26 protein-coding genes are annotated in these 26257 nt (G+C 35.6%); 14 read left to right on the top strand and 12 right to left on the bottom strand.

Translation table 11 applies throughout. From position 1 onward, the window contains the following. Positions 1–10 precede the first annotated feature (10 nt). Positions 11–730, bottom strand: coding sequence for a glycosyltransferase family 2 protein (locus HDE68_RS18335; RefSeq protein WP_183883683.1), 720 nt, complete (start codon positions 728–730; stop codon positions 11–13). A 130-nt stretch (positions 731–860) separates the two neighbouring features. Between HDE68_RS18335 and HDE68_RS18340 the strand changes: the two genes are divergently transcribed. The 10 genes from HDE68_RS18340 (at position 861) to HDE68_RS18385 (ending at position 6165) form a co-directional block, all read left to right on the top strand. Next, on the top strand, positions 861–1502 hold the full coding sequence (locus tag HDE68_RS18340) for a glycosyltransferase family A protein (RefSeq protein ID WP_183883684.1): 642 nt from the start codon (positions 861–863) through the stop codon (positions 1500–1502). Positions 1503–1579: 77 nt separating this feature from the next. Continuing rightward, positions 1580–1840 carry a hypothetical protein gene (locus HDE68_RS18345; RefSeq protein ID WP_183883685.1) on the top strand — a complete coding sequence of 87 codons (261 nt, stop codon included), beginning with the start codon at positions 1580–1582 and terminating at the stop codon, positions 1838–1840. A 21-nt stretch (positions 1841–1861) separates the two neighbouring features. Further along, positions 1862–2557: a glycosyltransferase family 2 protein gene (locus tag HDE68_RS18350; RefSeq protein WP_183883686.1), complete on the top strand. Its 696-nt coding sequence runs from the start codon at positions 1862–1864 to the stop codon at positions 2555–2557. A gap of 160 nt (positions 2558–2717) precedes the next feature. Beyond that, a complete protein-coding gene (locus HDE68_RS18355) occupies positions 2718–2996 on the top strand; it encodes a hypothetical protein (RefSeq protein ID WP_183883687.1) in 279 nt (92 codons plus the stop codon). Positions 2997–3034: 38 nt separating this feature from the next. Continuing rightward, a complete protein-coding gene (locus tag HDE68_RS18360) occupies positions 3035–3697 on the top strand; it encodes a glycosyltransferase family 2 protein (protein ID WP_183883688.1) in 663 nt (220 codons plus the stop codon). Continuing rightward, complete coding sequence (locus HDE68_RS18365) at positions 3694–4386, top strand: glycosyltransferase family 2 protein (protein WP_183883689.1); 693 nt, start codon at positions 3694–3696, stop codon at positions 4384–4386. Before HDE68_RS18360 ends, HDE68_RS18365 begins: the two co-directional genes overlap by 4 nt. A gap of 10 nt (positions 4387–4396) precedes the next feature. Beyond that, positions 4397–4708 (top strand): hypothetical protein, encoded by a 312-nt coding sequence (locus HDE68_RS18370; RefSeq protein WP_183883690.1) that lies wholly within the window; start codon positions 4397–4399, stop codon positions 4706–4708. A gap of 92 nt (positions 4709–4800) precedes the next feature. Next, on the top strand, positions 4801–5061 hold the full coding sequence (locus HDE68_RS18375; RefSeq protein WP_183883691.1) for a hypothetical protein: 261 nt from the start codon (positions 4801–4803) through the stop codon (positions 5059–5061). A gap of 222 nt (positions 5062–5283) precedes the next feature. Continuing rightward, on the top strand, positions 5284–5538 hold the full coding sequence (locus tag HDE68_RS18380; protein WP_183883692.1) for a hypothetical protein: 255 nt from the start codon (positions 5284–5286) through the stop codon (positions 5536–5538). 372 nt (positions 5539–5910) lie between these two features. Then, a complete protein-coding gene (locus HDE68_RS18385) occupies positions 5911–6165 on the top strand; it encodes a hypothetical protein (protein ID WP_183883693.1) in 255 nt (84 codons plus the stop codon). Between the two features lie 45 nt (positions 6166–6210). Here HDE68_RS18385 and HDE68_RS18390 read toward each other — a convergent pair whose 3' ends face one another. The 6 genes from HDE68_RS18390 to HDE68_RS18415 form a co-directional block, all read right to left on the bottom strand. Next, positions 6211–7686, bottom strand: a complete 1476-nt coding sequence (locus HDE68_RS18390) for a S8 family serine peptidase (protein WP_183883694.1) — start codon at positions 7684–7686, stop codon at positions 6211–6213. A gap of 1 nt (position 7687) precedes the next feature. Next, positions 7688–9433: an FKBP-type peptidyl-prolyl cis-trans isomerase gene (locus HDE68_RS18395; protein ID WP_183883695.1), complete on the bottom strand. Its 1746-nt coding sequence runs from the start codon at positions 9431–9433 to the stop codon at positions 7688–7690. Then, positions 9430–10284: a hypothetical protein gene (locus tag HDE68_RS18400; protein WP_183883696.1), complete on the bottom strand. Its 855-nt coding sequence runs from the start codon at positions 10282–10284 to the stop codon at positions 9430–9432. The genes HDE68_RS18395 and HDE68_RS18400 overlap by 4 nt, the downstream gene beginning before the upstream one ends. A 71-nt stretch (positions 10285–10355) precedes the next feature. Next, positions 10356–11720 carry a RagB/SusD family nutrient uptake outer membrane protein gene (locus HDE68_RS18405; RefSeq protein ID WP_260171803.1) on the bottom strand — a complete coding sequence of 455 codons (1365 nt, stop codon included), beginning with the start codon at positions 11718–11720 and terminating at the stop codon, positions 10356–10358. Between the two features lie 89 nt (positions 11721–11809). Continuing rightward, the gene (locus HDE68_RS18410; protein WP_183883697.1) at positions 11810–15481 is read right to left on the bottom strand and encodes a SusC/RagA family TonB-linked outer membrane protein; all 3672 of its coding nucleotides are present in this window, start codon (positions 15479–15481) and stop codon (positions 11810–11812) included. Between the two features lie 574 nt (positions 15482–16055). Beyond that, positions 16056–17258 carry a FecR family protein gene (locus tag HDE68_RS18415; protein WP_183883698.1) on the bottom strand — a complete coding sequence of 401 codons (1203 nt, stop codon included), beginning with the start codon at positions 17256–17258 and terminating at the stop codon, positions 16056–16058. Positions 17259–17474: 216 nt separating this feature from the next. Here HDE68_RS18415 and HDE68_RS18420 point away from each other — a divergent pair, with 216 nt between their 5' ends. Beyond that, complete coding sequence (locus HDE68_RS18420; RefSeq protein WP_183883699.1) at positions 17475–18794, top strand: glycosyltransferase family 2 protein; 1320 nt, start codon at positions 17475–17477, stop codon at positions 18792–18794. Positions 18795–19088: 294 nt separating this feature from the next. Continuing rightward, complete coding sequence (locus HDE68_RS18425) at positions 19089–21428, top strand: family 78 glycoside hydrolase catalytic domain (protein WP_221300789.1); 2340 nt, start codon at positions 19089–19091, stop codon at positions 21426–21428. Positions 21429–21449: 21 nt separating this feature from the next. Here HDE68_RS18425 and HDE68_RS18430 read toward each other — a convergent pair whose 3' ends face one another. Then, a complete protein-coding gene (locus HDE68_RS18430; protein WP_183883701.1) occupies positions 21450–21641 on the bottom strand; it encodes a hypothetical protein in 192 nt (63 codons plus the stop codon). A gap of 718 nt (positions 21642–22359) precedes the next feature. Between HDE68_RS18430 and HDE68_RS18435 the strand changes: the two genes are divergently transcribed. Then, positions 22360–22938, top strand: a complete 579-nt coding sequence (locus HDE68_RS18435; protein WP_183883702.1) for a Crp/Fnr family transcriptional regulator — start codon at positions 22360–22362, stop codon at positions 22936–22938. Between the two features lie 316 nt (positions 22939–23254). Further along, complete coding sequence (locus HDE68_RS18440) at positions 23255–23662, top strand: MauE/DoxX family redox-associated membrane protein (RefSeq protein ID WP_183883703.1); 408 nt, start codon at positions 23255–23257, stop codon at positions 23660–23662. A gap of 4 nt (positions 23663–23666) precedes the next feature. Here the strand turns inward: HDE68_RS18440 and HDE68_RS18445 are convergent, their stop codons facing one another. The 4 genes from HDE68_RS18445 to HDE68_RS18460 form a co-directional block, all read right to left on the bottom strand. Next, complete coding sequence (locus HDE68_RS18445; protein WP_183883704.1) at positions 23667–23876, bottom strand: DUF6965 family protein; 210 nt, start codon at positions 23874–23876, stop codon at positions 23667–23669. An 82-nt stretch (positions 23877–23958) separates the two neighbouring features. Continuing rightward, complete coding sequence (locus HDE68_RS18450) at positions 23959–24459, bottom strand: DinB family protein (protein WP_260171804.1); 501 nt, start codon at positions 24457–24459, stop codon at positions 23959–23961. A 62-nt stretch (positions 24460–24521) separates the two neighbouring features. Continuing rightward, positions 24522–25553 carry a helix-turn-helix transcriptional regulator gene (locus tag HDE68_RS18455; protein WP_260171805.1) on the bottom strand — a complete coding sequence of 344 codons (1032 nt, stop codon included), beginning with the start codon at positions 25551–25553 and terminating at the stop codon, positions 24522–24524. Continuing rightward, complete coding sequence (locus tag HDE68_RS18460; RefSeq protein ID WP_183883705.1) at positions 25486–26130, bottom strand: DUF1269 domain-containing protein; 645 nt, start codon at positions 26128–26130, stop codon at positions 25486–25488. Before HDE68_RS18460 ends, HDE68_RS18455 begins: the two co-directional genes overlap by 68 nt. Between the last annotated feature and the right edge of the window lie 127 nt (positions 26131–26257).

Below are 26257 nucleotides of genomic sequence, written 5' to 3' on the forward strand. Positions count from 1 at the left end.
AAATACACAATTACAATAAAACCCATCCATCTCCCGTACGTGGTCTCCATTTTTTATCATAGTAAACAGTTTCATTTTCTGTCAATTCTTCTTGTCTTTCTGCCGTCTGACTCTTCAATGTCTTATTCTCCAGATGATCTACAATAGAAGAGGTCACTAAAACATGTTTTAGTTTTAACATCCATAATGTATTTGAATAATCATTATCCGCACACCAAAAAATGTAGTTTTCATCTAGTTTACCTGTCAAACGCAGAATATCACGCTTAAAAAAAATACACCAGCCAGAAATCTCTTTCCTTACTCTATAACCTAATTTTAGCCCGTCATTTAATTTAAATCCTTCTTTAGGATGATGAATAGAGCAAACTGGAGAAGCACTTGATAAATCGCTATACTGATGAAAAGGTTGAAGTATCTCTGTAGCCCAGTTTGGATGAAAAATCAGATCGTTATTGCACATACAGATAAAATCTGCCGATGTCATAGCTATACCTATGTTCATATATCTGTGATATCCGAACTCCTCTTTAGGATAAACTGTTAAGCCGTGCAAGTATTGATATGGTTTAAGTGTCTTTTCAGATTCAATAACTATAACGTTGAATTTAATTTTTTCAGGATCTTCTGAATTCATTAATGAATTAAGGCAGTTTATAGTCATATCCTTCAATTCATTAGTCTGTCCATAACTCAAAATAATAACGTCTATTTCTACTTTTTTTCCCATTGTGACTATCCGTTTCCGACAAGTTACAAAGAAATCAAAACCTAGTTAAACGATTGTTTTTTTTGGGACATCTGACCCTATTTCATGGACTTAAACGTACCTAAATTAGGTGGAATCAAAATAAAACAAAATGAATCAACCACTGGTATCCTGTATTATGCCAACAGCCAACAGACAAAAATATATCTCTTTTGCACTGAACTACTTCCTGGCTCAGGATTATCCGAATCGGGAATTAGTCATTATAGATGATGGAAATGAATCAATTGTACATTTATTACCTGATGATAAACGGATTAAATATTTCTACACTAAGCCGCTGGGAACTATTGGGGTTAAAAGAAATTTCGCCTGTAATAAGGCAAAAGGAGAAATTATTATGCATTGGGATGATGATGATTGGTATGCAAATGACTGGATCAGTAAACAGGTATATTTCCTTTCCAACTCGGAAGCTGATATTTGTGGAATAGAGCACACTCATTTTTTTTCACCTGTAACGGACACCTTATGGATGGGCACTGCAATGAATAGGAATAACCCTTCAAACCCCGAACAATGGATAAATGGCGCCACTTTAGCTTACTGGAAGTCATTTTGGCTTACTCATCCTTTTAAAGATCTGCAAACCGGAGAAGATGATCATTTTATAACCAAATCAGGAGCCAGAGTTTTTGCCCATGATTACATTGATGGCTTTATAGCTGTTCTGCATTCAAGAAATACTACAACTAAATATTTCGAAAATCCCAGGCACAAGAGGCAAATATAATATCAATTATGGGACATTTGATCCTATTTCACATTTCCTGTTTCATGTAATTTTATCTTAAACATTAAAACTTCGTTATGGCCAGATCATGGTACGCTTTTATTGGAGGTAATCCTATTGAGATCACAAATTACTATAAAGCAACAGTTAAACATAGTTGTCTTTGCGGCGATCAAATTTGCGCAATTTGCGCTGTAGATGCTGGTGCTAATAACCTGCACCCAGCGTTCCCCTTGTCAGATAACATGAAGCAATATATCCAGAATGCTTTAATTACAGGCCAGATACAACCTGAGATTCCTTATAACACAAGAAAATATGTGTATCTAAAACATTAATGTCTTATTTAACTGCTTTTTATGAAATTAACTCATCCTTTGATTTCCTGCATTTGTATTACCAATAACCGTCCTCAATTACTTAAGAGAGCAGTCGCCTGCTTTGAGTCACAAAATTATCCTAACAAGGAATTGGTAGTTTCCTATCCAAAAAAAGATGTTTTTAGCCCAAAAATCATAAGAGATGCACTTCAGAATGAGGAGCTTAAAATACTTCAAATTGAAAGGGAAGATGAGCAATCGTTAGGAAATGCAAGGAATACCGCAATTAATAAATGTTTTGGAGATTATATCTGTATATGGGATGACGATGACTGGTATCATCCCAGCCGCATTTCGTATCAGTTTAATAGTATGCAAATCTCCGGACAGAGGTATCAGGCAAGTGTATTATCGCGTATCCTTTTATATGATTCTACTACTAAAGAAGCATATTACTCATTTTCATATACCTGGGATGGGACAATATTATGCAGAAAAGAAATATTATTGCAAAATCAATATGCTGATACCAATAAAGGTGAAGATTCACATGTAATCACATTTTTATCGGGCAGAAAGCTGTTGTATGAGATTGATACTGCCCCCTTCTTATACATATATATATATCACGGAGAGAATACATGGAATTATGCTCATTTCGAAAATTTCATTAATAAGAGTCAGGTATTAGATAAAGAGGCAAATGATCGCATTCTCTTGATATTAAATAATTAAAACACAACTATAAAATTGTTTTGGAACCTTTGACCCTATTTGCACCCTTATGTTTTAATTAATTTTATTGCTATACTATGGGAGATACCGAAAACCCAAAACAGAGTAGGTGTAATTAAAGTTTTTACTTGCTTTTTGATGTATAAAAGCAAATGTTATCATGTCTAAACGAAGAGATTACAAAAACAAGGCCTGGTATGCCTATGACGGAATAGGAGATCCGTACCATGCAGCCAGTTACCGAAAGATCACGCAAAAACTAAAATGTGAAAATGGAAAACATATCTGTGCCATTTTTGCCGGGCATGGTGATATTAATCCATTTTCACCTTTATCAGCAAATATTCAGCAATATATTGCAAATGGCCTGGTTTCTGGTTTAGCTCAACCGCCTCACTATAAAAAGCATAGCCAATACTATGTTTACTTAAAATATTAATTTTCAGTCACAAGAACACAAAACCTAAACAAAACAATATGAATCAACCTCTTGTATCCTGTATTATGCCTACAGCAAACAGACAGAAATTTATTCCTTTGGCTATTGATTATTTTTTACAGCAGGATTATCCAAATGCAGAACTTGTTATTATTGACGATGGCGTTGAGTCTGCATCAAAATTAATCCCGGATAATCCAAAAATAAGATACTTCTATGAGGAGCCCATTGGTACTATTGGCGTTAAACGCAATTATGCTTGTGAAAAAGCTAAGGGTGAAATCATCATGCACTGGGACGATGATGACTGGTATGCTTCGGAATGGATCAGCCGTCAGGTTCATGCACAATTAACTTCAGGGGCAGATATTACAGGTTTAAACCGCGTAATATTTTATTCTCCTTCAGTCGAAAAAAAATGGATGTATGAGGATTCAGAATTAGACAAACCCTGGTTATGTGGCGCAACAATGGCATATAAAAAGTCATTCTGGAAAAATCATCCATTTATAGATATACAGGTAGGAGAAGATTACGATTTCGTCTGGAATTCAGGAGCTGTTATTTATGCAATGGATTATATGGAAGGCTTTGTAGCTATATTACACGCCCATAATACAAGTATTAAACCAGTAGAAAATCCTAAGCATAAAAAACAAGCCAGTGCCTGGAAAGCACCTACTCAAAATACAGAACCATGAGTAATCATCTTGTATCCTGTATTATGCCAACTGCTAACCGGCCAAATTTCGTTGCTTTAGCAATCGGTCATTTTCTGAATCAGGATTTTAGAGATGCAGAGCTGATTATTATTGATGACGGCATAGAATCAGTGCGGTCTGTTTTACCTGATCACTATCGGATTAAATATTTCCATACTGAGCCTTTAGGAAGCATTGGCTTGAAAAGAAACTATGCCTGCAATAAAGCACAAGGTGAATTCATTATGCATTGGGATGATGATGATTGGTATGCATACGACTGGATTAGCCGGCAACTTAAAGTGCTACAAAATTCTGATGCAGACATTTGCGGTTTGAATGAAATTACTTTTTTCTCTCCTCTTGCCAAAAAATTCTGGAAATATGCAGATAAAAACACAGAACGTCCCTGGCTATCTGGGGCAACAATGGCTTATAGAAAATCTTTTTGGCAAAATCATCCATTTCAAGACCTTCAGATAGGGGAAGATTATGATTATATCTGGAATAATAGTGCTAAAATACTCGCACATGATTATTCATCTGGTTTTATTGCAACTCTACATAATGCAAATACTACGCTAAAACCTTTTGAAAACACAAAACATAAAAAACATGCTGTCGCTTTGATGGATGTTCATTATAAGGGGAAAACCGAAAACCCTAAACAGAGTAGGTATTACTATTAAACTTTTTATTATGCCCTGGTATCAATTTATTAACAATGATCTGGACATTTGCGATCCGGATAGTTACGCAATTCTGGAAAAGGCACCAGATGTAACCGATGGTCCCTATTTAGCTGCCGTTTTTGCAGATGAATTTCCTAATGATCCTGAACGAAGACCGGATTTAGAAGGTACTCCAGGATTATTATTTTATCTTATCCGGGCATTAGCCAAAGGTAAAGGTCAACCTGCCTCTAAATTTCCTCCCGTCCCGTTAGAAGTTAGGATGTCTGCCGTTCCAGCCAATGGAGTTCCAAGACAAAACACTGAGTCTCCTGAGTAAAATTAACGATGATGGGCTTTGCTGAAAACTCATTAACAGACTAAGCTTTAACTTATTTTTAATACATTTCACCTATAAATTATTCTTATTTTATGGCAAGAGCATGGTATGTTTACATAGGAAATGGTCCTTTAAAAGCAACTAATTATTATAAAATCCCACCCGATTCAATAATTGGATGCTTAAATGGTGATTTAATATGCACAATTTCGGCTGTTGATACCGGTGACGAAAATCCAGAATCCCCACTCTCCCCAAATTTGCAGAAATATATTCTGGATGGGCTATCGACTCAATTAGCACAACCTGAAGGCAATAGGGATACTAAAAAATATGTTTACATGAAATATTAGTAAACGTAACTGGATTTATTTGGGTTAATTTAAGAAAACAAATGTAATTATTCTAGAAAAGGATTTAGTGTCTAATGGCCCTGTTAAAAACTCATTTTCATTTATCTTAGTATTAATAATTAGAAAATCAAATTATAACAGGGCCACGCTGAAAACGCAGAATAGAGTAGGTATTAATTAAAGTTTTATGATACTTTTTGATTTATAAAGGTATCCTTATTTATGGCAAGAGCATGGTATGCATATATCGGAACTGGTAGTCCTTTTTTAGCTGCAAATTATTTCAAAGCTACGGTGAAACCTGCTTGTATTAACGGCACTAATATTTGTGCAATTTACGCCTATAATGGTGATTTAAGTCCACAGGCTCCATTATCAATTAGATTACAAGGTTATATCTCAAATGCACTCCTAAGTAATTTAGCACAACCTCAGGATTCTGGAAGTGTTAAAAAATATGTATACCTAAAAGGTTAATGCTTTTAACTAGAAGCTCAACCTCTTTCAAAGTAGCTTTAACCTTAATTAAGAGGTTCTCTAACGGTTAAATATCAAATTATAAAATTAAATATTATGCGACTTCTGACCCTATAAGACACACAGTTTTTGAATTAACTTAGTATTATAGTTAGTTGATCAAAAGAAATTTATTATAGTTACCGGAAGCTATAATAAACAAATCTGGATTTTACGAGAGGACCTACTGTCTGCAGCAGATAGAATTATTCTCGCAAGACAATTAATTACACTACGGCAACAGTAAAAGGGGTACGCTGAAAACCCTGAATAGAGTAGGCTCGAATTTAAAGTTTTCTGATACTTTTTGATCTATAAAAGCATCCTTATATTATGGCAAGAGTATGGTATTCCTATATCGGAAGTGGTAGTCCCTTTTTAGCTGCGAATTATTTTAGAGCTGCTGTAAAGCCTGGTTGTATTAATGGTAGCAATATCTGTGCAATTTATGCCTATAATGGCGATATAAATCCACAGGCTCCATTTTCTACAAATTTGAATAATTACATTTCAAATGCACTGTTAACAAATTTACCGCAACCTCAAGATTCAGGAAACGCTAAAAGGTACGTTTATCTAAAAAGTTAATAATCTTTTTTTAAATCACAGGAGGCATGAACCTCCTGTGATTATTTAATAATAAGTACCAGCAAGCTTTAATGCTTCGTAAACATTGACAACTCCTCCTGAAATACATTTGTCTTTTAGTATTTCTCTTTTTATAACAGAATTCATAATAATATTTTTGACCTGTAACGCACTTAATTTTGGATAATAAGATCTGATTAAAGCAGCCAAACCAGAAACCATAGGAGCTGCCATACTTGTACCATTTTCAGTCGAATATTTTTCGGGCCACCAGGTAGATTTTATTTGAAGGCCAGGCGCAAATACATCTACGGTCTTTCCACCGTAATTGGAAAACCATGGAACTATAGTTTTATCATCAATAAATCCCGACGCTGCAACTTCAATCCATGCTCCTGCTTCCCCTCCACTTAAATATTGACGGCAAGGAAAAACAGTAGATACTTCAACATCCATTCCTGCATTACCTGCAGCATGTACAATCAATACATCTTTATTCATTGCATATTGTACAGCACTATCAACCACAGCTCTATCTGGAGAAGAAGCCTTTCCTGCACTAATATTAATTACTTTTGCTCCGTTATCAACTGCATAGCGAATTGCATTCGCTTCATCTTTATCTAATGCATCTCCTTCAGGTATGGCTAACAAAGGCATAATAAGAGCTTGAGCAGCCACCCCTTTAACTCCAAGTCCATTATTTCTATTTGCTGCAATAATTCCGGCAACATGGGTCCCATGTACTGGCAGTAAACCTTTAACATCTCCATTACCATAATATCTCCCCTCAAATTCAGAATTCCCAGCTCGCGGATCGTAATTTATATTCGACCAATAATTCAACTGATCTTTATATAAGTTATATTCTTCTTCGAATTTCCTCCTATAATCCGGGTACTCTTTCAAGCCCTTTATAACCATAATAAGAACATCTTCTTCCTCTGCATTATTATATTTATAATTCTCAAATTCTTTTATATCAGGATATTTTTTTCCAATCTGTTTACTAATATTATTTAATATTTTTCTCTGTCTTTCTACCACCGTCAGTCCAGATTCAAGAGGAACTCTTTTGTCATCTAACTGGTGTTGTAATTCTTTAGTCTTTGTAGAATTAGGATCTTTCATGATCTCTTTTCTCAATTCACGAACAAGATCAATATTATCAAAATGAAAGCTTCCTTTACCAGACCCCATAAAATTCCAGCCATGTATATCATCTACATAACCATTATGATCATCATCGATCTTATTATTCGGAATTTCATTTTTATTGGTCCAGATAGCCCCTTTCAAATCCTCATGTTCTATATCAACTCCACCATCAATAATAGCAACAGGTACAAACACTCCAGTTCTATTCTTGAGTAATTCAGTATAAGCTTTTTCCGTACTCATACCAAAGACACCATCTTTTTTTAAATCCAGATTCTGCCAGTTACCCTTTGGACTTATAGTTTTTTGTGCCAGTACAAAGTTCCCTGTTAGCAGTAATATCCCAATTATATACTTTCTCATGCTATTTTATAATACCTAATAATTCAATTTCAAAAATCAATGTGCTGTTTGGCGGAACAGTTCCATTTGCAGTATGATCCCTATAAGCTAATTTGGATGGAATATAAAGGATCCATCTAGATCCTACAGGCATAAGCTGTAAAGCTTCAGTCCAGCCTTTAATTACATTCGATACACTAAAGACAGCTGAATCCCCCCTCTCATATGAGCTATCGAAAATTCTTCCATTAGTTAGCATTCCGGTATAGTGAACTGACACCCTACTATTTTCCAAAGGCTTAATCCCATTTCCTTCTTTGATGATTTTATACTGTAATCCAGATGGCAGGACCTTCACGCCTGATTCTTTTTTATTCAATTCAAGAAAAGCGAGATTTTCATCTGCTGAAGGATTATCCAAATCCTTTTGCGCATCTTTTCTAGCTTTCATAGTTATTTGCATATTTGCATCAATCAGCATACCTCCATTCACTTCAGAAAATACAAGTTTATCAACTTCACGTTCTTCTGATTTCAGATCGTAACCCAATGGTCTAAGTATTATACTTAATGCATTAATATCAGCCCATGATTTAATATTTAAATTAAGCACTTCATCTGATTTACTCCCATCAAAAACATAAGGATTTTCTTCTTGCTGATTTAATTTATAAACAAGATCAGAAGGATTATATTTCTCGCCTTTGCTTTCAAGTACATTTTGGCTTCGATTGGGCTGTCCGGTTTTAATAAGGATCCATACTTTCTCATTTCTCTTTTCCCACCTTACTTTTAATCCCAATAATGCATTCAAATCTGAAATCATCTTTTTGTAAATCTGTTCATCTGTCTGCCCCGTATCTGGATTAATAGATTCATAACAAATAGCATTTGCCTTCATCCAATCCTGAAGATAACCATCAGTTTTTCTATGTATATATCTGGATGGATCTTTTACCTCCCAGATTACTTCATTTGAATTAATCAAACCAGGTTTAACCAACATGCCAGGTTTAACTACTCTATTTAATAAGAGCATATAAGAAGTAAAAATCGGTTGATTTAGAAAATAAGTCCGAATATTTTTTTTCTCTTTATTTCTTACAATCCCAGCTCCTCCAGAAGATCCTTCGGAATTAACACCTTCTTTATAATTACTTATTGCAGCATATTGAATCGATGTATTATTCGTGTCAATCTGGTCTGCATCAAAATTAAACAAGGGTTGTTTCCGAGAATCAAAAACATAAAAATCATTTTTCACCGGCCAATTTGTTTTTTCTCCGTTCAAAACTCTTTGTATATTATTCGTATCAACATACTCTGCTGTAGTTATCGCAATTACCTTTTCTTTATAAACCCACACCTCATGTGGTATAGTTTGGTGTTTAAAATATTTACTAAACATTTTGTCATCTACGACTGTTGTCAGAGTAAGATTTTTGGTATATTTATTATTCTTCCAAAAGCCAGTCACTAACTTCGCTGGTTCGTAGGTAACAGGTAAAATTTTGATTTTATCTCCAAATTTATTTTGCAGTGCTTCCATCTTTGATAGAGCTTCCACACAACCTGGACAATTCGTTGCCCAGAAATCTATAATCAATAACCGATTTTTAAAATCAGACGTTTTAATTATTTTCTGGGATGAACCAATGAATTTTGTTATTGAAAAATCAGGTAATCTATCTCCAATATTTAACGTTATATCCTGAGCGTTTGCCGTACCTACGAATAACACTACTGCGATTAATATATACCTTATCATTTATTGTTTAATTCAGTGATTACAAACATTAACACTTCACGTTTCTCTTCTTTTAAATCCAGATCATAACGGTTCAAAGCTTTCCTTACTTCAGCTAGATTAGTCCAGTCTGAAATATTAAGATCCATATCTACCGGTCCTTTGTAATCAGTTTCATCAACCACCGGCGGCATACCAGATTTGTATAAATAATCGCCAAATCTGTCATCTGCAATTGAAATGTTATTAAAATGCCCAGTTTTATCATATGTATCCACTCCTATCCCTTTCGATTTGATTTTATCTTTTTCAGAAGTACGCACCAAAACCAGTGCATTGACCAAACGTTTTTTCAGACCACATTCTACTCCAAAAATTCTTGAAAGCTCATCTAATATGATTGTATTTGAATTGAATTTTTCAATTGGAAGAGCTAGTTCAAAACAATATGCATTTTTACGTAACCATTGCCTTTCTAGTCCTTGTGTAGGATCATAGTGATAATGAGAAGGGTCTTTTACTTCAAGAACAACCCTATTAGACTGATACATACCATAAGTTAGCATATCCTGTATAGAGAGATTATACATATACAATATTCTGATCCCTGAAATTACATCTGTAGTAGAGGCAAAATTAGTAAGTCCCTTGATTGGGACCACCCCTTCACGATATCCTGTAAGTAGAGAAAAACGGAGAAAACGTTTTTTATTAATCAATTGCTCTTTATCCAGTTTAAAAGTTGGTTTAAGCGGATTAAAATCAAAAAGTGGCTTACGATAAGTAATATGAGATGTATCTGGTTCCTGTGCTAAAGTGGCTAGTACATTTATTAAAAAAAAACTCGTTAACAGAATAGTTCTGATGTACATTTTATTTTACTTATTAGAATAAAAAAAGCTATTATCCAAATCTGTTGATCAATGACTGGATAATAGAAAAATTATCGGAGATTTTGAGCAATACTGCTATTATCAATTACTGGCTGAGGAATGAGTAATACATATCTCGGGTCGTTTGGTGGTAAACTAAAAGCATCCAATCCACTTACAATCCTGGTTAAAGTTTTTGCAAACCTGCTATCCTTATTTAACCTTCGTAAATCTGTCCAGCGTAAACCACGCATGATAAGTTCCTTTCGTCTTTCCAATAATATTTTTGCCAAAGCATCATCGGCACTTGTAGCTGTCATATCCGTATAAGTGTTTGTTAACCATCTTTTTCTCAGTAAAGTATTCAAGTCATTCATTGCAGCTGAAATATTACCAGATCTGGCATAACATTCTGCTCTTATCAGATACAGCTCATCTACAGCAAGTCCATCAAAAAAGTTACCGGTAGAAGATGGTTCATAATTACCTTTGAAATGCTTACCATTAGGAATAATAATTGGATTTCCATTTTTATCCTGTCCATTCAGAACATCTACCTGAAAGAAAACCTGACTTCTTAAATCGTTCACATTATAGCTTGCTATCAGATTAGAATCTATTCTAGCTACATTTTGCATCATTGTCTGGCCATTTGACATAATAGCCTGAAAGATAACTTCTTTATTGAATCTTGGAAAAAATGGAGTGCCTGAGGAAACATTCAGAGAATTATAATCAATCAGATCACTCTTAAGCTGCAAGGCTGCATTTGCATTTACTTGTGCATTTGGATAATCTTCCATAGATAAATACACCCTGGCTAATAAGGCATAAGCGGCAACCTTATTTGGACGGGTAGCAATATTGCTGGTTACAGGCAATAATGAAACTGCTTCTTGCAAATCATTGGTAATCTGTGAATAAGTTCCAGCTATACTTCCTCTATCAGATTTACCGTTGATATCAGAATTCAACCGAAGCGGGATGCCAGGGTCCTGTCCAGCCGTAATTACAGAATAAGGTTTAGCATATAACTGAGCTAATTGCCAAAAATATAACGAACGGAGAAATAAGGCAGATCCACGTATTGTATTTTGTGTACTCTGATCAGCCCCAGATGATTTGAGTGTCGGACCGGCCTCCAGTATAAGATTAGTATAATAAACATTATAATATACATTTTTCCACTGGTCACTGGAATTACGAATTGCATTTGTTGCCCAGGTATAAATACTTCTATCTTCGGCAGTAACTGTTGTTGCCAGGAATCCAGGATTGGTTAAATAATAATCGTCAGTAGAAGCTTCTCCATCACTTGGCCCATTATTATTCAAATTATAGTTATCCAATAAAAGCTGACAATCATTAGCATTAGTAATACTTACTTTATTATCACCAGGCTGTATATCCACGTATTTCCTACAGGATGTATTCAAAATTATGAATAGAATAATAGAAACTATTAATATCATATTAATCTTAATATTCATAACTGGTACAGTATTTAATTTCATTTTCAAAAAGATTAAAAGTTAGCACTCAGACCAAATGAGTAAGTTCTTGGATTCGGGAAGTCACTTACTTCCGGGTCGAGCCCCAATTTATTGGCACGCCAGACTACGCCTAAGTTACTTACAGAAGTATAGATTCTTGGATTTTTAATGAACCAGTTCTTTTTACCAAAGGCATAAGAAAAGTTGATTTCCTGCAAGCGGATGTGATCAGCAGGCAATACATTCACTTCCGAATTAAAGTAAAAATTATCCCGATAACTTGGTGCAGGATAAACAAATGAAGGAACATTAGTTTTCAATTCATCTCCGGGTTTTTGCCATCTCTGAGCATATTCTGCACCTTGTAAAGAAACAGTATTTAAATTGCTATATAAAATAAGATCGCTTGTAGGTCTCCTGAAATAATAGCCCAGTTTATATAAAAAGTTAAACGATAATGCCATACGGCCGTAGTTAAAGGTATTACCAAAAGTCCCAAAATAAACAGGCACTGACGAACCAAAATATCGGAGATTTGATTTTGGAGCATTAAATATCGCAGCAGAAGCATCATTGCCAGCCGCATTAGATGAAATTGTTACTATCTGTCCATTTAAATATCCTCTGGGGTCTCCTGTTGCAGGATCCAACCCAGCCCACCTATATCCATATAAACGAGAAAGATCTTTTCCTACTTCATAACCATTGGGATTAGAGATTATATTACCTGCGCTTTGTGATGTATTTACATATAACTTGGTAACTTTTACCCGGTTATAACTAAATAAAAAATTACTATTCCAGCTAAATAATCCTAATTTCAGATTTTGAGAATTCAATTTCAAATCCTCACCCCAACCATGTAAATTGGCTGTATTAATAGCTTGTGTATTAAAACCTGTAGAAGGATCTAAAGTCCCCAATGATATCAAATCTGAAGTCCTTTTGTCAAAATACTCTAAACTTCCCGATAATCTGCCATTTCTTAAACCAAAATCTAAACCAAAATTTAGCATACCAGTCCGTTCAGGCCTTAGAAGACTGTTAGTTGCACCAGCAGCATCAACTGTGTTAGCATAGTAATTGTTAGTAGTAAAATCCGGATTAGTTGAATACGAAATAAGTGGTCTTGCAGAAATTGTCGGGTTTACATTCCCATTATAACCAAAAGTAGTCCGAAATCGTAAAGTAGGCAACCATCCAATATGATAAAAACTTTCATTAGCAATATTCCAACTGCCACCAACAGAATAAAATGGGGTACCACCTTTATTAGTTCCTACCCCAAACTGACTACTTACATCCTTACGCACACTTCCAGACAAAGTATACCGTCCATCATAGGTATAAGAACCATTCGCAAACAAACCATAAGTACGTAACCTTGTATAACTTTGGATAGACTGGCCTTGTATTCTTGAAAAACTCAAACCAGTCTGGTCATCTGAAAACAATAAATAATTTACCGATGAATAATCTATAACCGGGTTAAAATTGGTTGTTACTGTATTATAACCGAAGTATTGATCTTGCCTATAAGTTGTATAAGTGTCATTTGCATCAATACCCATAATTGCACTAATTACATTCTTTTCATTCCAATTCTTATTTATATTGAGTAATCCCCGTAAGGTTTGATTCTTAACTTTACTTATAAATGGCCGATAAACACCTCCTAAAGGAATACTGCTCATCATTGTAAAAGGATTAGTAAACATATCGGTCGTAAGACGCGTATAATAAGAGTCTTTGTCATCCATCTGGATCTGCTCATTATAGCCAAGGCTATAATTATAGGTAATGTTTGCTGAAAACATATCATTCAGCTTATAGTTGGCTGCAGCCTGTAGGTTTACTGTCTGCTGATTTGTCTTGAGGTATCCCTGACTTATATTAGCTAATGGATTATAACTCAAATCCATAATATTTTTACCATAAGTTGAATAAAGTAAATTTAAAAAGGAAGGTCGATAAGTATAGGGAATGGTTACGGGATTTCCATTATCATCCACTAAACGAGTATAAGGATAAAAAGATTGATTAGCCAAACCCACCACATTACTTGGTGATTGATCATTAGTACGAGTCTTGTTGTAAGTCAAATTAGTACTTATCTCTAAATTTTTTAATAGATGAAAGGAGGTGTTATAATTCAAGGAAATCCGATCCTGATTTGAATTTACCGTATTATTCAATGTATTGTTATAAGCACCAGATAGCCGGTAGGCAATTTTATCAGACCCTCCATCAACACTTAATGAATAGTTTTGATTTACAGCAGCTTTTATGACATATTTCTCAATATCCTTTCTAACATCATTTCCCCTTAAGGCATCTAACTGTGTCTTTGCCTGAGCAGCGGTGATTTGCCCCGTCTTTTGCTGATTTAATATTTCATCAACCGGTGAAATATTAAGTTGAGCAACATTTACGTTTGGATCAGGTATAAAAGAAGAAGGATCAGCTGGATTATATTTTGAATTGTAAAAAAAGACCTGAGCATCAATATAATCAGAAGTACTCATTTTCTTTTTATAAAAGAGATTGAGTTTATCAGTTACATTTACATTACTATTGAAAGAAACAGTTAACGGTTTTTTATAACCTCCTCTTTTTGTTTTGATCACAATTACACCATTAGCAGCTCTGGAACCCCATATTGAAGCAGCAGCAGCATCTTTTAAAATAGTAATATTTTCTACATCATTCGGATCAATCTGATCAATAGCATAAGGGCTTGCAACCCCATCGATTACAACTAAAGGAATGCCACCCGAATTTCCCTGCGTCACACCATTGCTTGGCACCAACGTGTTTTTTCCCCTTATAGTTAAATAATTTAAACGTGAAGGTGCATTTATTCCTCTAGAAGTCGGATCTGTAGAAAGATTGGAAACCAGCTGATTATTGAAATTAATACTTGTTGCAATTCCTTCCAAACGTTTCACAAGATTTGGATCATTATTATGTGATAACTGTTCTTTAGTTAGAACTTCAAAAGAACCTGTTGCCCGTTCTTTAGGCAGATCCTGGTAACCATTACTCACTATACCTACTTCACCAAGCAGGTTCTGCCCAGGTTTCATCGATACGATGATAGATTGATCAGGATTCAATCCTGCAAGACTAATTTCCTTCGGAAGATAACTTATATAAGAAAATTCGAGAATACCCTTTTTAAAACTATAAATAGAAAAATCACCATTATCATTGGTTTTTGTAACTTTCTTTCCTCCTTTTACACGAACTGTTGCGCCCGGCATAGGTTTTCCATTTTCATCTACTACTCTACCTTTGAAAACTACCGAGTCCTGAGGTGATGTTATATTTTTGACAGAAGAAATCTCCTTCCTTCTTCTAATTACAATAGTACGATCTTCAATATCAAAATCAAGATTTAAACCTTCAATACAAACTTTGACAACTTTATTAAGAGTAGCTTGATTGAATTCTACATCAATTTTCTTTTCAGCATTTAATTGTCCAGGCTGCCATAATATGTCATAACCCGTTTGTTTTTTTATTTGTTTAAATATTTCTTTGATTGCGATATTTTTTCCCTCAAAACTAACTTTCTGTCCATAAGCATTAGCACTTACCTGCATTACACCAGCAATCAACAAACAGACAATCATTTTCATGATCCATAACAATTTACGCAGACTATCAGGAAGGTAGTCTGGAATTTTAGTATAAAACTTCATATTTTTGTTAGCTTGGTTTAGCTACAAAGAGAGATACTTGCAAATCTGATCTCTTTGTAAGGTTAAGGTTGTTGATAATTTAAATGATTGCGCCTTCTAAAGTCCCTACTATGGATGTCCCAATGTTTATGAGCTTTTTAAAAGCATGTTTGTTATCTGTGTAGATATAAATAGGCTATAACTTCCTCCTTTCAGTTTTGGATTGAACAACTTGTATCAATCCCGATGATAAATATCTTTCATAGATAAAAGGCTCTTCGGGCTCAAAAAACATTTAGATTTGAGAAAAGCACAAAGTAAGTGACAGCGTAACTCAATTTCATTGATCTGTGTATTTAGAGATGCGTATTCAATATAACAGTATAATAAAATTGGACTCTCTCCTATATAATTGTCAAATAACTAATAATCAAAAATTTATATTCAATTATATCATTTCAAAGGCAATAAGAATAGACTTCTAATAGCCTCACCAGGCAATGAAATGGAAAAGCCTAAAATCATAAATAGATTAAAAGATTTAGTATCATTAAGTTCAGGAAGTAAATATTTCCTGAACTTATTAGCGAGAGCATTATTTAGAAGAATATGGAGTGACGATAATTTTCCTCCCTTCAGTTTTAAAATGTACAGATTGTAACAGCTCCAGTTTTTTCAGTACCTGTGAAACACTCAGGTATTTAGACAGAGTGCCACTAAATAACTGATGTTTTAATTCTTCGTTCTGATATTGTATATCAACATCATACCATCTGGATATCTTTCTTAAAACACTTTCGAGCTGTTCACTATTAAACATGAAATATCCATTTTTCCAGGCAACAGCTTCATCCATATCAACATCTTTAACTTTAATAGCCGAATTACCTGTCTTTTGAATAATTGATTGCTCTCCGGGCCGTATAATCGTCTGGGCATTTGTAGACGAATTGGTAACTTTCACACTTCCCTCCAGCAAAGTAGTTTTAATGAAAGGCTCATTTGAGTATACATTTATATTGAAATGTGTACCTAATACTTCTACAACCTGATTATTTGAATGTACTTTAAAAGGTCTGGTTTTATCTTTAGCTACCTCAAAGTATGCTTCTCCGGTTAACTCTACTTTACGCTCATTACCCTGAAACGCTAAAGGGTAACGTAATGAAGAGGCAGCGTTTAGCCAGACCTTTGTTCCGTCGGGTAAAACCAATTGATATTGTCCTCCTTTGGGAGTTTCTACAGCATTATAGGCATACTTATCTGCTGGAGATGAACCGGATTTTTGATAAACCAGCTGACTATCTTTTTTAGTAATGATAGTTCCGGATTGATTGGTTATTTCTCCATTTTTTGAATCAGCTAATATGATTTTTGAACCATTCGATAAAGTCAAGATTGCTTTGCTCCTGCCAGGGACAATTGAGGCTACCTTATATTGATTAATAGACTCAAATTTATTTTGATTTGCCTGATATATATAAACACTGGTAAAAGTCACAAAAATGGCTGCGGCAGCCATATACCAATATTTCATCGAGGAACCAGTCACGACTTCACTTTTTTTTTCCAAGTCCTCCCACCTTGTAATGTCCTGATGAATTCTGGAATGCATTAAATTACCAACATTTCTAGTTTGCATTAGATTATGATATTCCAAAATTTCTTCCAATTCCTCAAAAAGATCAAAGTATTGTTCAAGAAATAATATTTGATCCTCATCTGCAGTACCTTCCAAATAGGCTTCAACTGCTTTTAAAAATTCAGCCTTAAATTTTTTTAACTTCTTTGAATTCATTAAGATTAAGGATTTATAACACTTTAATATAACAGTATATACAAATGAGATATACTCCTATGAATTCATAATTATTTTTTTAATTATATCCATACGAATACGATTTAACCTGAAAAACGAATTTGATTTTCGCATATAACCGGGGATAGAGCTTTTGGGACATTTGTCCATCCTAAGCTCCCCTATTCCTTCTTAAATTTAAACAAACCCTTTATTATGGATTACCCACTTGTTTCCTGCATTATGCCTACGGCAAACAGGCAGATTTTTATTCCTTATGCAATCGATTATTTTCTGCATCAGGATTATCCTAACTCGGAACTAATCATCATAGATGATGGTGAAGAATCCATAGCCTCATTGATCCCCAGACATCACCGGATTCATTATTATTATTTTAAGCCTCTGGGAAGTATAGGCAATATAAGAAACCTCGCCTGCGAAACGGCCTCAGGAGAAATCATAGTGCACTGGGACGATGACGACTGGTATGCACAGGATTGGATAAGTCAACAGGTATCAGCGCTGATCGGATCAGGAGCGGATATCACTGGCCTGAACAACTTGAACTTCTTCTCTACCTTAGAAAATAAAAGATGGAATTATAAAGATATAGAAAAAGGAACATCATGGGTCTATGGTGCAACTTTAGCTTATTGGAAATCATTCTGGAAAAATCACGCGTTCAACAATTTACAAGTAGGAGAAGACAATAATTTCATCCACAACTCAGAAGCTAAGCTATATCAGCATACTTATACAGACGGTTACCTGGGTATTATACATAGGGATAATATAGTCACCAGGCTATATGAAGATCCCAAAGAAAAACTCCAATTAGAAAAATGGTTGCGTAAAATAGAAGTTCCTGAGAAATGCGGGCAGCATTCTATCTTATCAACCAGTTCTGATCTTCCATTAGTAAGCTGTATTATGCCTACTGCCAATCGGCCGGAATTTATCCCTGCTGCAATAGAAAATTTTCTAAAGCAGGATTATATGAATACTGAACTAATCATTATTGACGACGGAAAAGAATCCATAAAAGCTTTAGTTCCTGACAATCCACGTATTCATTATTTTTATTTTGAACCACTGGGCCCAATAGGAACAAAAAGAAATATTGCATGTGAGATAGCAAATGGAGAATTGATTACCCATTGGGATGACGATGACTGGTACGCTCAGGATTGGATCTCTCACCAGGTACAGGCTTTAATTAATTCGAATGCTGACATTTGCGGAATAAATCAGGTACAATTTTTTTCACCAGCACTTAATAGTTACTGGATGACTAAAAACAGTAATTCTAAAAGACCGTGGTTGACAGGTGCAAGTCTTATTTATAGAAAATCATACTGGGAGAAGCATCCTTTTAAAAATCTGCAAATAGGAGAAGATGATGATTATGTAAGAAATTCAGGAGGAAAAATCTTCGCACATGACTACTTTCAGGGATTCATTGCGACGCTGCATCCGCATAATACGAGCATTAAATTCTTTGAAGACCCAAAAGATAAACTTAAACCTGGCTAGTCACCTTTTGTTCATATTTTATTTGAATTAAGGTAAACGCTTTTAATATTTCTAAATCCGGTTTATCAACAAAAAACTATACTAAAGACTAACGTATTTACACCTATTTTTCAAACTAACTATCTAAAATATAAAGATTTATGTAAATTAGCCGCGCTGATTTTCTCATTTATATAAATGTATTGAATTGGTTTTTTACACTACTGAACCAAAACCAAATATATCCACCCGTTTGTATAAACTGAGCTTATGAAATTCAGATTAGTCATTATTATATGTATAATCTTTTGCAAAATGAACCAGGCAGCCGGCCAGGTCCCCACTAAAGTTAACCCTCAATTATTTAAAAGCTCCTGGCCAGCTTTCTGGATCACTACTAATGACGCACAACAACGCGAATACGGAATATACCATTTTCGTAAAGTCTTCCTGCTCCCTGCGTCCGTCATACCTAAATCTTTTCTGATTCATGTCACCGCAGATAATCGCTATCGCCTGTTTGTAAATGGTAAACCAGTCTGTTCAGGTCCGGCCCGCGGAGATCTGTTTAACTGGTTTTATGAAACCATAGATATTGCCCCTTATTTAACAGAAGGAGAAAATACAATTGCAGCATTAGTATGGAATATGGGCACCCTTGCACCTGTTGCACAAGTTTCCAATCAAACCGCTTTTCTGGTACAAGGCAATTCTGCAACAGAAAAAATGGTCAATACAGATGCCAGCTGGAAAGTAAAAAAGAGTACAGCCTATACCCCCTGTTCTCTGGATAACGGTGAAAGATTAAAAGCTTATATGGTGGTTGGTCCAGGAGATCAGGTAGACGGCAGGCAGTATGCCTGGGACTGGGAAAAGACAGACTATGATGACGTATCCTGGAGTAACGCAGAAGAAATCACACATCCCGAACCCATTGGTTATGGAACTGACAACCGATGGACTCTGGCACCCCGGAGTATTCCTTTATTTACAGAGCATTTATTACGTTTTCTAACTATCCGGCGCACAAACGGTATCAAAGTAAACCAAGATTTTTTAACCGGTAAAAAGCCATTAAAAGTCCCTTCGAATCAAAGGTTAAGTATTTTACTGGATCAAAAAACCATGACAGCCGCATACCCTGAATTAATAATTTCGGGTGGTAAAGGAGCCAAAATCAAACTTACCTATTCAGAAGCTTTATTTGACAAACAGGGAGATAAAGGAAACAGAAATGAAATAGACCATAAAGAGATTAAAGGAAATTATGATGTTTTTATACCAGATGGCGAAAATAATAGAAAATTCCGTCCTTTATGGTTCAGGGCATATCGTTATGTCCAGCTGGACATCATGACCGCAGATGACCCATTAATTTTAAATGATATATACGGGATGAAAACCGGCTATCCGCTACAAATGAATGCTACTTTTTCAAGTAACGAGCATTCATTACAGGAAATATGGAAAACAGCCTGGCATACGGCACAGCTTTGCGCAGGAGATCTATATTATGACACACCATATTATGAACAGCTGCAATATACAGGAGATAGCCGCATACAAGCTTTAATTTCCTTATACACTTCTGGTGATGACCGGTTAATGCGAAAAGCTATTCTCGATTTTTATCACTCCCGTACCCCTGAGGGATTAACGCAGGGCCGCTATCCAAGTAACCGTTTACAAATCATCCCTACATTTTCTTTGTTCTGGATATCTATGGTACATGATTATTGGATGCACCGTAGGGATGATGCGTTTGTAAAACAGTTCCTTCCAGCAATCAATGAAATCAATGAATGGTTTCGTTCACGTGTTGATCAAAAGAAAAAGATGCTGGGCCCGCTAACCTGGTGGAATTTTGTAGACTGGGATAATTTCAATGGCTGGGGAACCGCACCTGGTGCAGATGATGGAAACTCGTCCATTCTTACTTTACAATATGCTTATACCCTCAACCAGTCTGCTGAACTATTCAGAGCTTTTGACTTAGCACAACAAGCTGATGCACAAGAGATGCTTGCTTTAGAACTAAGTGATCATACTTACTGGTACTGCTATAACCCATCTAACGGACTAGTAGCGGACACACCTGAACAAAAATCCTATAGTCAGCACGCCGGAATCTGGGCAATACTAAGCGGAGCAGTTCCCTTACAGGAGGCACAACCGCTAATGCAAAAGATTTTGGATGACAAGTCTATTGGCCAGGTGACATTCTTTTACCGTTTTTATCTTACGCAGGCCTTAAAAAAAGCAGAAATGGGTGATCTGTACTATAAAGAGCTTAAACCCTGGCGGGATATGCTTAAACTCGGATTAACGACTTTTGCAGAGAAACCTGAACCTACAAGATCAGACTGTCATGCATGGAGTGCAAGTCCGGATTACGATTTTTTAGCAACAATTTGCGGCATTATGCCCGAAGCATCAGGGTTCAGAAAAATACTCATCAAGCCTGCTTTAGGCGAATTAACAGAAGTATCAGGTTCTATGCCTACTCCATCAGGGAAAGTATCAGTCCAGTTCAAAAGAATTGGAAAGAACGGGATACACGCGGAGATCTTATTGCCCGACCAGGTTTCCGGAACATTTAGCTGGAAAGGAAAAGAGATCAAACTGCGTGCAGGTACACAGATAATCACAATTTAAAAACCAAATTTATGAGATCAATTAATTTAACGGTTCCCACCGTACAATTTCAGACCAGATATCATACCAGACCTCATCATCCACCTTAAAAATGTCTTCGTCTGCAATATAAACACCTTCATGCCAGATACCATGTAGTTCTTCAACAACCACCTGGAATCTTACATACTGTTTATCTGCAGGCAAACTCCTTTGATCTAACTTAATTTCCATATATTATATATTTAAATATTAAAATTGTCTATAGTAAAAAGATGCATACGAAAATTAAGGTTTGCTGGTTTTTACATTATCGGCTTTTTAGCAAAAAAATCATAAAATTCAATCGGGACATTGGTTATTTCTCAGTAGAGTCCAAAACACAGAAAAAAATAATTGATAACTAACAGATTATAAACCACTACCTAAAATAAATGCAAATAATCAGAAAGCCAACAAGTAAAAATTCTTTGAGCAACCAGTATTAATAAATTTCCATTCGTGCTTAATAACAAATGACACAAAAAATAACCGGACGATGAAAAGGATTAAAATCAAGGGTGGTATTTGCAATGTGACAATTAACACATCATCTATATGTGTATAAATGAAAGATTTTTTACAGAATAAATTGTTCAGTAATTTGAAAAAAAATCAGATTAATAAGGTTCCAAGCAATGTTTTGAGTATAAAGAGAATATAAAGTTCTTAATTGACACAGAATTGTTAATACATTTATTTTTATAATAATTAAAGTAAATGATATTTTTCGTATTTTGTTGATTATTAACCTATACCACCGCATATGCACTATAAACTACTGGTCCCTACATAAGAATAAAATATTGAGTTATTTTATAATTGATTTGCGTTAATGCCAGATCCATACAAAATGCAGATCACATTTACAGACTAATTAATAATTCGTGTCATTTTTAAATTATAATATGAAATGGAAAATAAGGAATTGTTCAGACTGCTAGCTGGAAAGAATTCTTTGCGTTTAGAGTTAGAATTAAAACTCAACGACATGATTAAAAGGGAGTATTATACCAAAAGCCAGATTATTTTAAAACCAGGTCAAATCCCTAACCGGGCTTGGTTCATTGAAAAAGGTTCTGCAATGGGATTTGTTTTTAAAGAAGAGAAGAAAGTACCTTTTTGGTTCTGGAATGAGAACGACATTATGGTTCCGCTTAACAGCTTTTTTAATCAGGTTCCCTCAGAAACTTACATAGAGCTACTGGAACCTAGTATCCTGCTTTCTATCTCTTTTGAAGATGTACAGGAAATATTGCTTGGTTTTCCGGAATCAAACGATTATGTACGCAAGATTATGCAGGATTATCAAAAAATGAGTGAAAAAAGAATCCTCGAATTTGCTGCATATACCCCTGAAGAACATTACCTCCATTTGATGAGAGACTGTCCTGCAATTTTCAGAAAAGCATCAGTAGAAAGTATTGCAGCATACCTCGGCATATCCCGAAAAACTCTCAACCGCATCAGATCCAGAACAAGAAGATTTTAGATTCAGCTTAGCCGGTCCTCCCTATTAATTCCTAGACTATTTTATAAGCTGGTATTTTACCGGCCTTTCCGAGCTGTACCCCTTTTGATAGGGTTACAGCTTTTTTTTTAGAAGTAAAATCTATTCGTTTTGGGACATTTGTCCCTTTTTTCCGGCAAAAACCCTCCGTAACTTGCTCATGTCAAACAAGATAGTCAACAACTCTCTTAATTGCAGGCTGACAAAAATACGTCTTTACACGTCTTTCCTTAGAATGACTATTTCGTTCAGTTCTGCAATTAATTGATTTGGATTACAAAACTTAATGTATAAAATTATGAACCCACATCCTTTTATTATCATCATTACCGGATTGCTCATCTTGTTATGGGCTTATGCATCTTTCTCTAAAATCTTTGACATGCATAAGTTTCAACATGCGCTCATGACCCAGGTATTTCCCCGCTGGGTTGGAAAAATACTGACTTACGTACTTCCATTAACAGAAATTGCACTCATAGTACTCCTGTTAATCCCTCAAACAAGATTAACAGGCATGTATTCCTCCCTATTTCTTATGGGAGTTTTCACATTGTATGTAGGTGGAGCAGTTTTTCAGATCTATGAACGTTACCCTTGTGCCTGTGGTGGGTTATTTGCCAGAATGGGCTGGTACAAACATTTTAAGGTTAATATCATACTGACATTGATAGCTCTGGCAGGGGTAATATTAATGGAATATTGACAAATTAGTTATTCTGTGCTTCCAGCTGATCTTTCAATAAATGCAACCGGTGTATAAAAACCTCAGCAGATCTTAAATCACCTTTTAACTTTATATAGTTTAAATGAGATTCAACGAAAAGCGGTAAGTCCATAACCATGACACCACGTTCTAACTCAATTTGTGCAGGTAAAGCCAGTCCTGTGAAATAAGCATCTAATTCTTCTATCGACATGTTGCGAAGTTAAAAGAAATATCTAAAAAAACGGCCTTCCTATATTTAAGAAGGCCGTTTTTTTTTCAAAAACACATAGGGATTAAAAGTTAGGGTCATCAGCACTTGGTCCGTAGCTGCCAGGAAGAGGCACGTCCAGTAAACGAAGATAAACCCCTAATTGCGCGCGGTGATGGACAATCTGGCTCATCGAATGACGGATAAACTCTCCTTTTGTTTTCGACATTAAAACCTGATCACCATGTTTTAATGTCCAGATTGGCAGTAAATCTTCTTCTTTTGCATTCTCAAGAGCTGCTTTTGCTTCAGCCAATGACTTCTCTAAGATTGCCAGTAATTCTGAATCAGTATTCCATACTGGTGATGTATAGGCCTGATCAGCAAAGTTTAATCCCTCAGTTTGGAGAATCATACTTATCCAGCCAGGCAGCTCCGCAATATGTCCTGCCAGCTTATTGACAGACATGCTTTTTTCATGAGGTTGCCAGTTTTGCTGATCAGCAGGAATACGCTGTAGCATTTTACGGGTAACTACTGATTCTTCTGTGAGTTCTTTTAATAAGTTTTGAGTGGTTGACATCATGTTTGCTTTTAAATGTTAGGCCAAAGAAACAACAGGCTTATGACAACCCTATGTCAGCAGCTTTATTTATTAGCCATTTTTTTTGCAATACCATTAAAAATATCCTCTACCCTGATGAGTAATTCCTTTGGCTGCAATACTACAGCATGGTCAGCAAAGGTGATGAACCAGCGTGCAAACCAATCCAGGGAATTTGTAAGAAACTGAATTTCCACACCATCAGAAACCTGATTTTCACCTATATATCCATAATAATACTTTTGCTGACCAATATAAGGATAAGCTTCCTTGTCAACCTTAATAATCACTTCCTGCAGTTTAATATCTTTGAACATATCCCGCAGATAATTTTTTAATGAGGGATGACAATCAGCATATAATTCTGCAAGTAAACTGATCTCTGTAATCCTGTCAAAGCGGAAATCCCTATATGCTTTTCTTTCTCTGCAATAAGCAATCAGATGCCAGTAATTGTCCAGATAAAAGACACCTATCGGCTCAATTAATCTATGGGTATGTGTCTGTCTGTAATAAGCAAAATAGTTTAGCTGCATCACATTTTTCCCAGCAATAGCACTTAATATGGTCTGCATGGGATTGTGATCTGCACGAAGCTCTGGTGAATGAGTAGCTTTGAGGAATTCAATTCTATCATCAAGATGTTCTAAATGATCTTTATCAGCAGTTTTCAAAACAGCTCTTATTTTATAAAGCGCACTGCTGTAAGAATTTCCATTTGTAGTATCTGTAAGGCCAACAACCAGCTTTTCGGCAGTAATGAATGCAATAGCTTCTTCACGGGTAAACATAACCGGGGGAAGCCTGTAGCCATCTGTCAGAGAGTAACCGACACCTGCTTCCCCAATAATAGGTATTCCAGCTTCTTCTAATGACTTTATATCTCTGTATACCGTTCTCAGGCTTATTTCAAAACGCCCGGCAATATCCTGAGCTCTGACTGTTCTGCGCGATTGTAACTGAATAAGTATAGCAGAGAGGCGGTCAATTCGGTTCATAGCCCCAAAGCTACCTATCTTTTCGCAATTGTTCCAGTCTTGATTTCTGATCTGCAATCCGGCTTTCCAGACGGTCATGTTTTTCTTTGGAATGAGGATCTATTATACCTCTGTCAGCATTATGCTGATGATGATTATCTACCCAGCGTGATAACTGATCTTCTCTGAGTGCAACTAATTTTGCAGGTGCAGGTACGAAAGCTTCGTCATCTACATTGATCCGTCTGACATCGGCAGTTAGTGGTTCTAATACAGAATTAACAGGGATTTCCAAATCCTCCCAAACATGAGCGATCAGCAAAGACTTACCATTAGGAATATTCACCGAAACTTTATCCAGATAATCTGATACTCCTTCTGCCCTGACAGTGTCTCCAACAGACCCCGCAACCATCCCCGCTCCAATACCTACAAGAAAACCCAGTGGTCCGGCAAGTAATCCGATTAATCCGCCAATGATCCCTCCGCCTATTGCACTATATCCTTCTGCTTCATCTTTAGCAGAACGAATGGCGGTATTCCCAAGAGCATCTTTACTTAGGATATAAGATTCTCCCAAAGAGACATCTTGTGCTGCGTCTAGCTGCTGAATGGCTTGCATTGCCTTAAATGCCTCTGATTCTGTATTGAACAGGGCCTGAATTATTTTTTCCATAATCAATCGCTTATTTATTCAAGCATGTAATTATAAAAGCAATCAGAAACCAGTTTTGTTTGGTATAACAGGGTATATTATATAAGGCACATACCTTTTGATATAATTTTTTTCAGGATAGTGCCCT

The organism is Pedobacter cryoconitis, assembly GCF_014200605.1.
In the GTDB taxonomy this organism is placed as follows: Bacteria; Bacteroidota; Bacteroidia; order Sphingobacteriales; family Sphingobacteriaceae; genus Pedobacter; species Pedobacter cryoconitis_B.

Bases quoted from the DNA above. Each gene is read 5' to 3' on its own strand.
- HDE68_RS18455 (WP_260171805.1), bottom strand. From the start codon at position 25,553: ATGACCGTCTGGAAAGCCGGATTGCAGATCAGAAATCAAGACTGGAAC.
- HDE68_RS18450 (WP_260171804.1), bottom strand. From the start codon at position 24,459: ATGATGTCAACCACTCAAAACTTATTAAAAGAACTCACAGAAGAATCA.
- HDE68_RS18395 (WP_183883695.1), bottom strand. From the start codon at position 9,433: ATGATAAGGTATATATTAATCGCAGTAGTGTTATTCGTAGGTACGGCA.
- HDE68_RS18400 (WP_183883696.1), bottom strand. From the start codon at position 10,284: ATGTACATCAGAACTATTCTGTTAACGAGTTTTTTTTTAATAAATGTA.
- HDE68_RS18445 (WP_183883704.1), bottom strand. From the start codon at position 23,876: ATGTCGATAGAAGAATTAGATGCTTATTTCACAGGACTGGCTTTACCT.
- HDE68_RS18375 (WP_183883691.1), top strand. From the start codon at position 4,801: ATGGCAAGAGCATGGTATGTTTACATAGGAAATGGTCCTTTAAAAGCA.
- HDE68_RS18415 (WP_183883698.1), bottom strand. From the start codon at position 17,258: ATGAATTCAAAGAAGTTAAAAAAATTTAAGGCTGAATTTTTAAAAGCA.
- HDE68_RS18410 (WP_183883697.1), bottom strand. From the start codon at position 15,481: ATGAAGTTTTATACTAAAATTCCAGACTACCTTCCTGATAGTCTGCGT.
- HDE68_RS18440 (WP_183883703.1), top strand. From the start codon at position 23,255: ATGAACCCACATCCTTTTATTATCATCATTACCGGATTGCTCATCTTG.
- HDE68_RS18345 (WP_183883685.1), top strand. From the start codon at position 1,580: ATGGCCAGATCATGGTACGCTTTTATTGGAGGTAATCCTATTGAGATC.
- HDE68_RS18335 (WP_183883683.1), bottom strand. From the start codon at position 730: ATGGGAAAAAAAGTAGAAATAGACGTTATTATTTTGAGTTATGGACAG.
- HDE68_RS18430 (WP_183883701.1), bottom strand. From the start codon at position 21,641: ATGGAAATTAAGTTAGATCAAAGGAGTTTGCCTGCAGATAAACAGTAT.
- HDE68_RS18340 (WP_183883684.1), top strand. From the start codon at position 861: ATGAATCAACCACTGGTATCCTGTATTATGCCAACAGCCAACAGACAA.
- HDE68_RS18435 (WP_183883702.1), top strand. From the start codon at position 22,360: ATGGAAAATAAGGAATTGTTCAGACTGCTAGCTGGAAAGAATTCTTTG.
- HDE68_RS18350 (WP_183883686.1), top strand. From the start codon at position 1,862: ATGAAATTAACTCATCCTTTGATTTCCTGCATTTGTATTACCAATAAC.
- HDE68_RS18365 (WP_183883689.1), top strand. From the start codon at position 3,694: ATGAGTAATCATCTTGTATCCTGTATTATGCCAACTGCTAACCGGCCA.
- HDE68_RS18460 (WP_183883705.1), bottom strand. From the start codon at position 26,130: ATGGAAAAAATAATTCAGGCCCTGTTCAATACAGAATCAGAGGCATTT.
- HDE68_RS18380 (WP_183883692.1), top strand. From the start codon at position 5,284: ATGGCAAGAGCATGGTATGCATATATCGGAACTGGTAGTCCTTTTTTA.
- HDE68_RS18370 (WP_183883690.1), top strand. From the start codon at position 4,397: ATGCCCTGGTATCAATTTATTAACAATGATCTGGACATTTGCGATCCG.
- HDE68_RS18390 (WP_183883694.1), bottom strand. From the start codon at position 7,686: ATGAGAAAGTATATAATTGGGATATTACTGCTAACAGGGAACTTTGTA.
- HDE68_RS18385 (WP_183883693.1), top strand. From the start codon at position 5,911: ATGGCAAGAGTATGGTATTCCTATATCGGAAGTGGTAGTCCCTTTTTA.
- HDE68_RS18360 (WP_183883688.1), top strand. From the start codon at position 3,035: ATGAATCAACCTCTTGTATCCTGTATTATGCCTACAGCAAACAGACAG.
- HDE68_RS18420 (WP_183883699.1), top strand. From the start codon at position 17,475: ATGGATTACCCACTTGTTTCCTGCATTATGCCTACGGCAAACAGGCAG.
- HDE68_RS18355 (WP_183883687.1), top strand. From the start codon at position 2,718: ATGTCTAAACGAAGAGATTACAAAAACAAGGCCTGGTATGCCTATGAC.
- HDE68_RS18425 (WP_221300789.1), top strand. From the start codon at position 19,089: ATGAACCAGGCAGCCGGCCAGGTCCCCACTAAAGTTAACCCTCAATTA.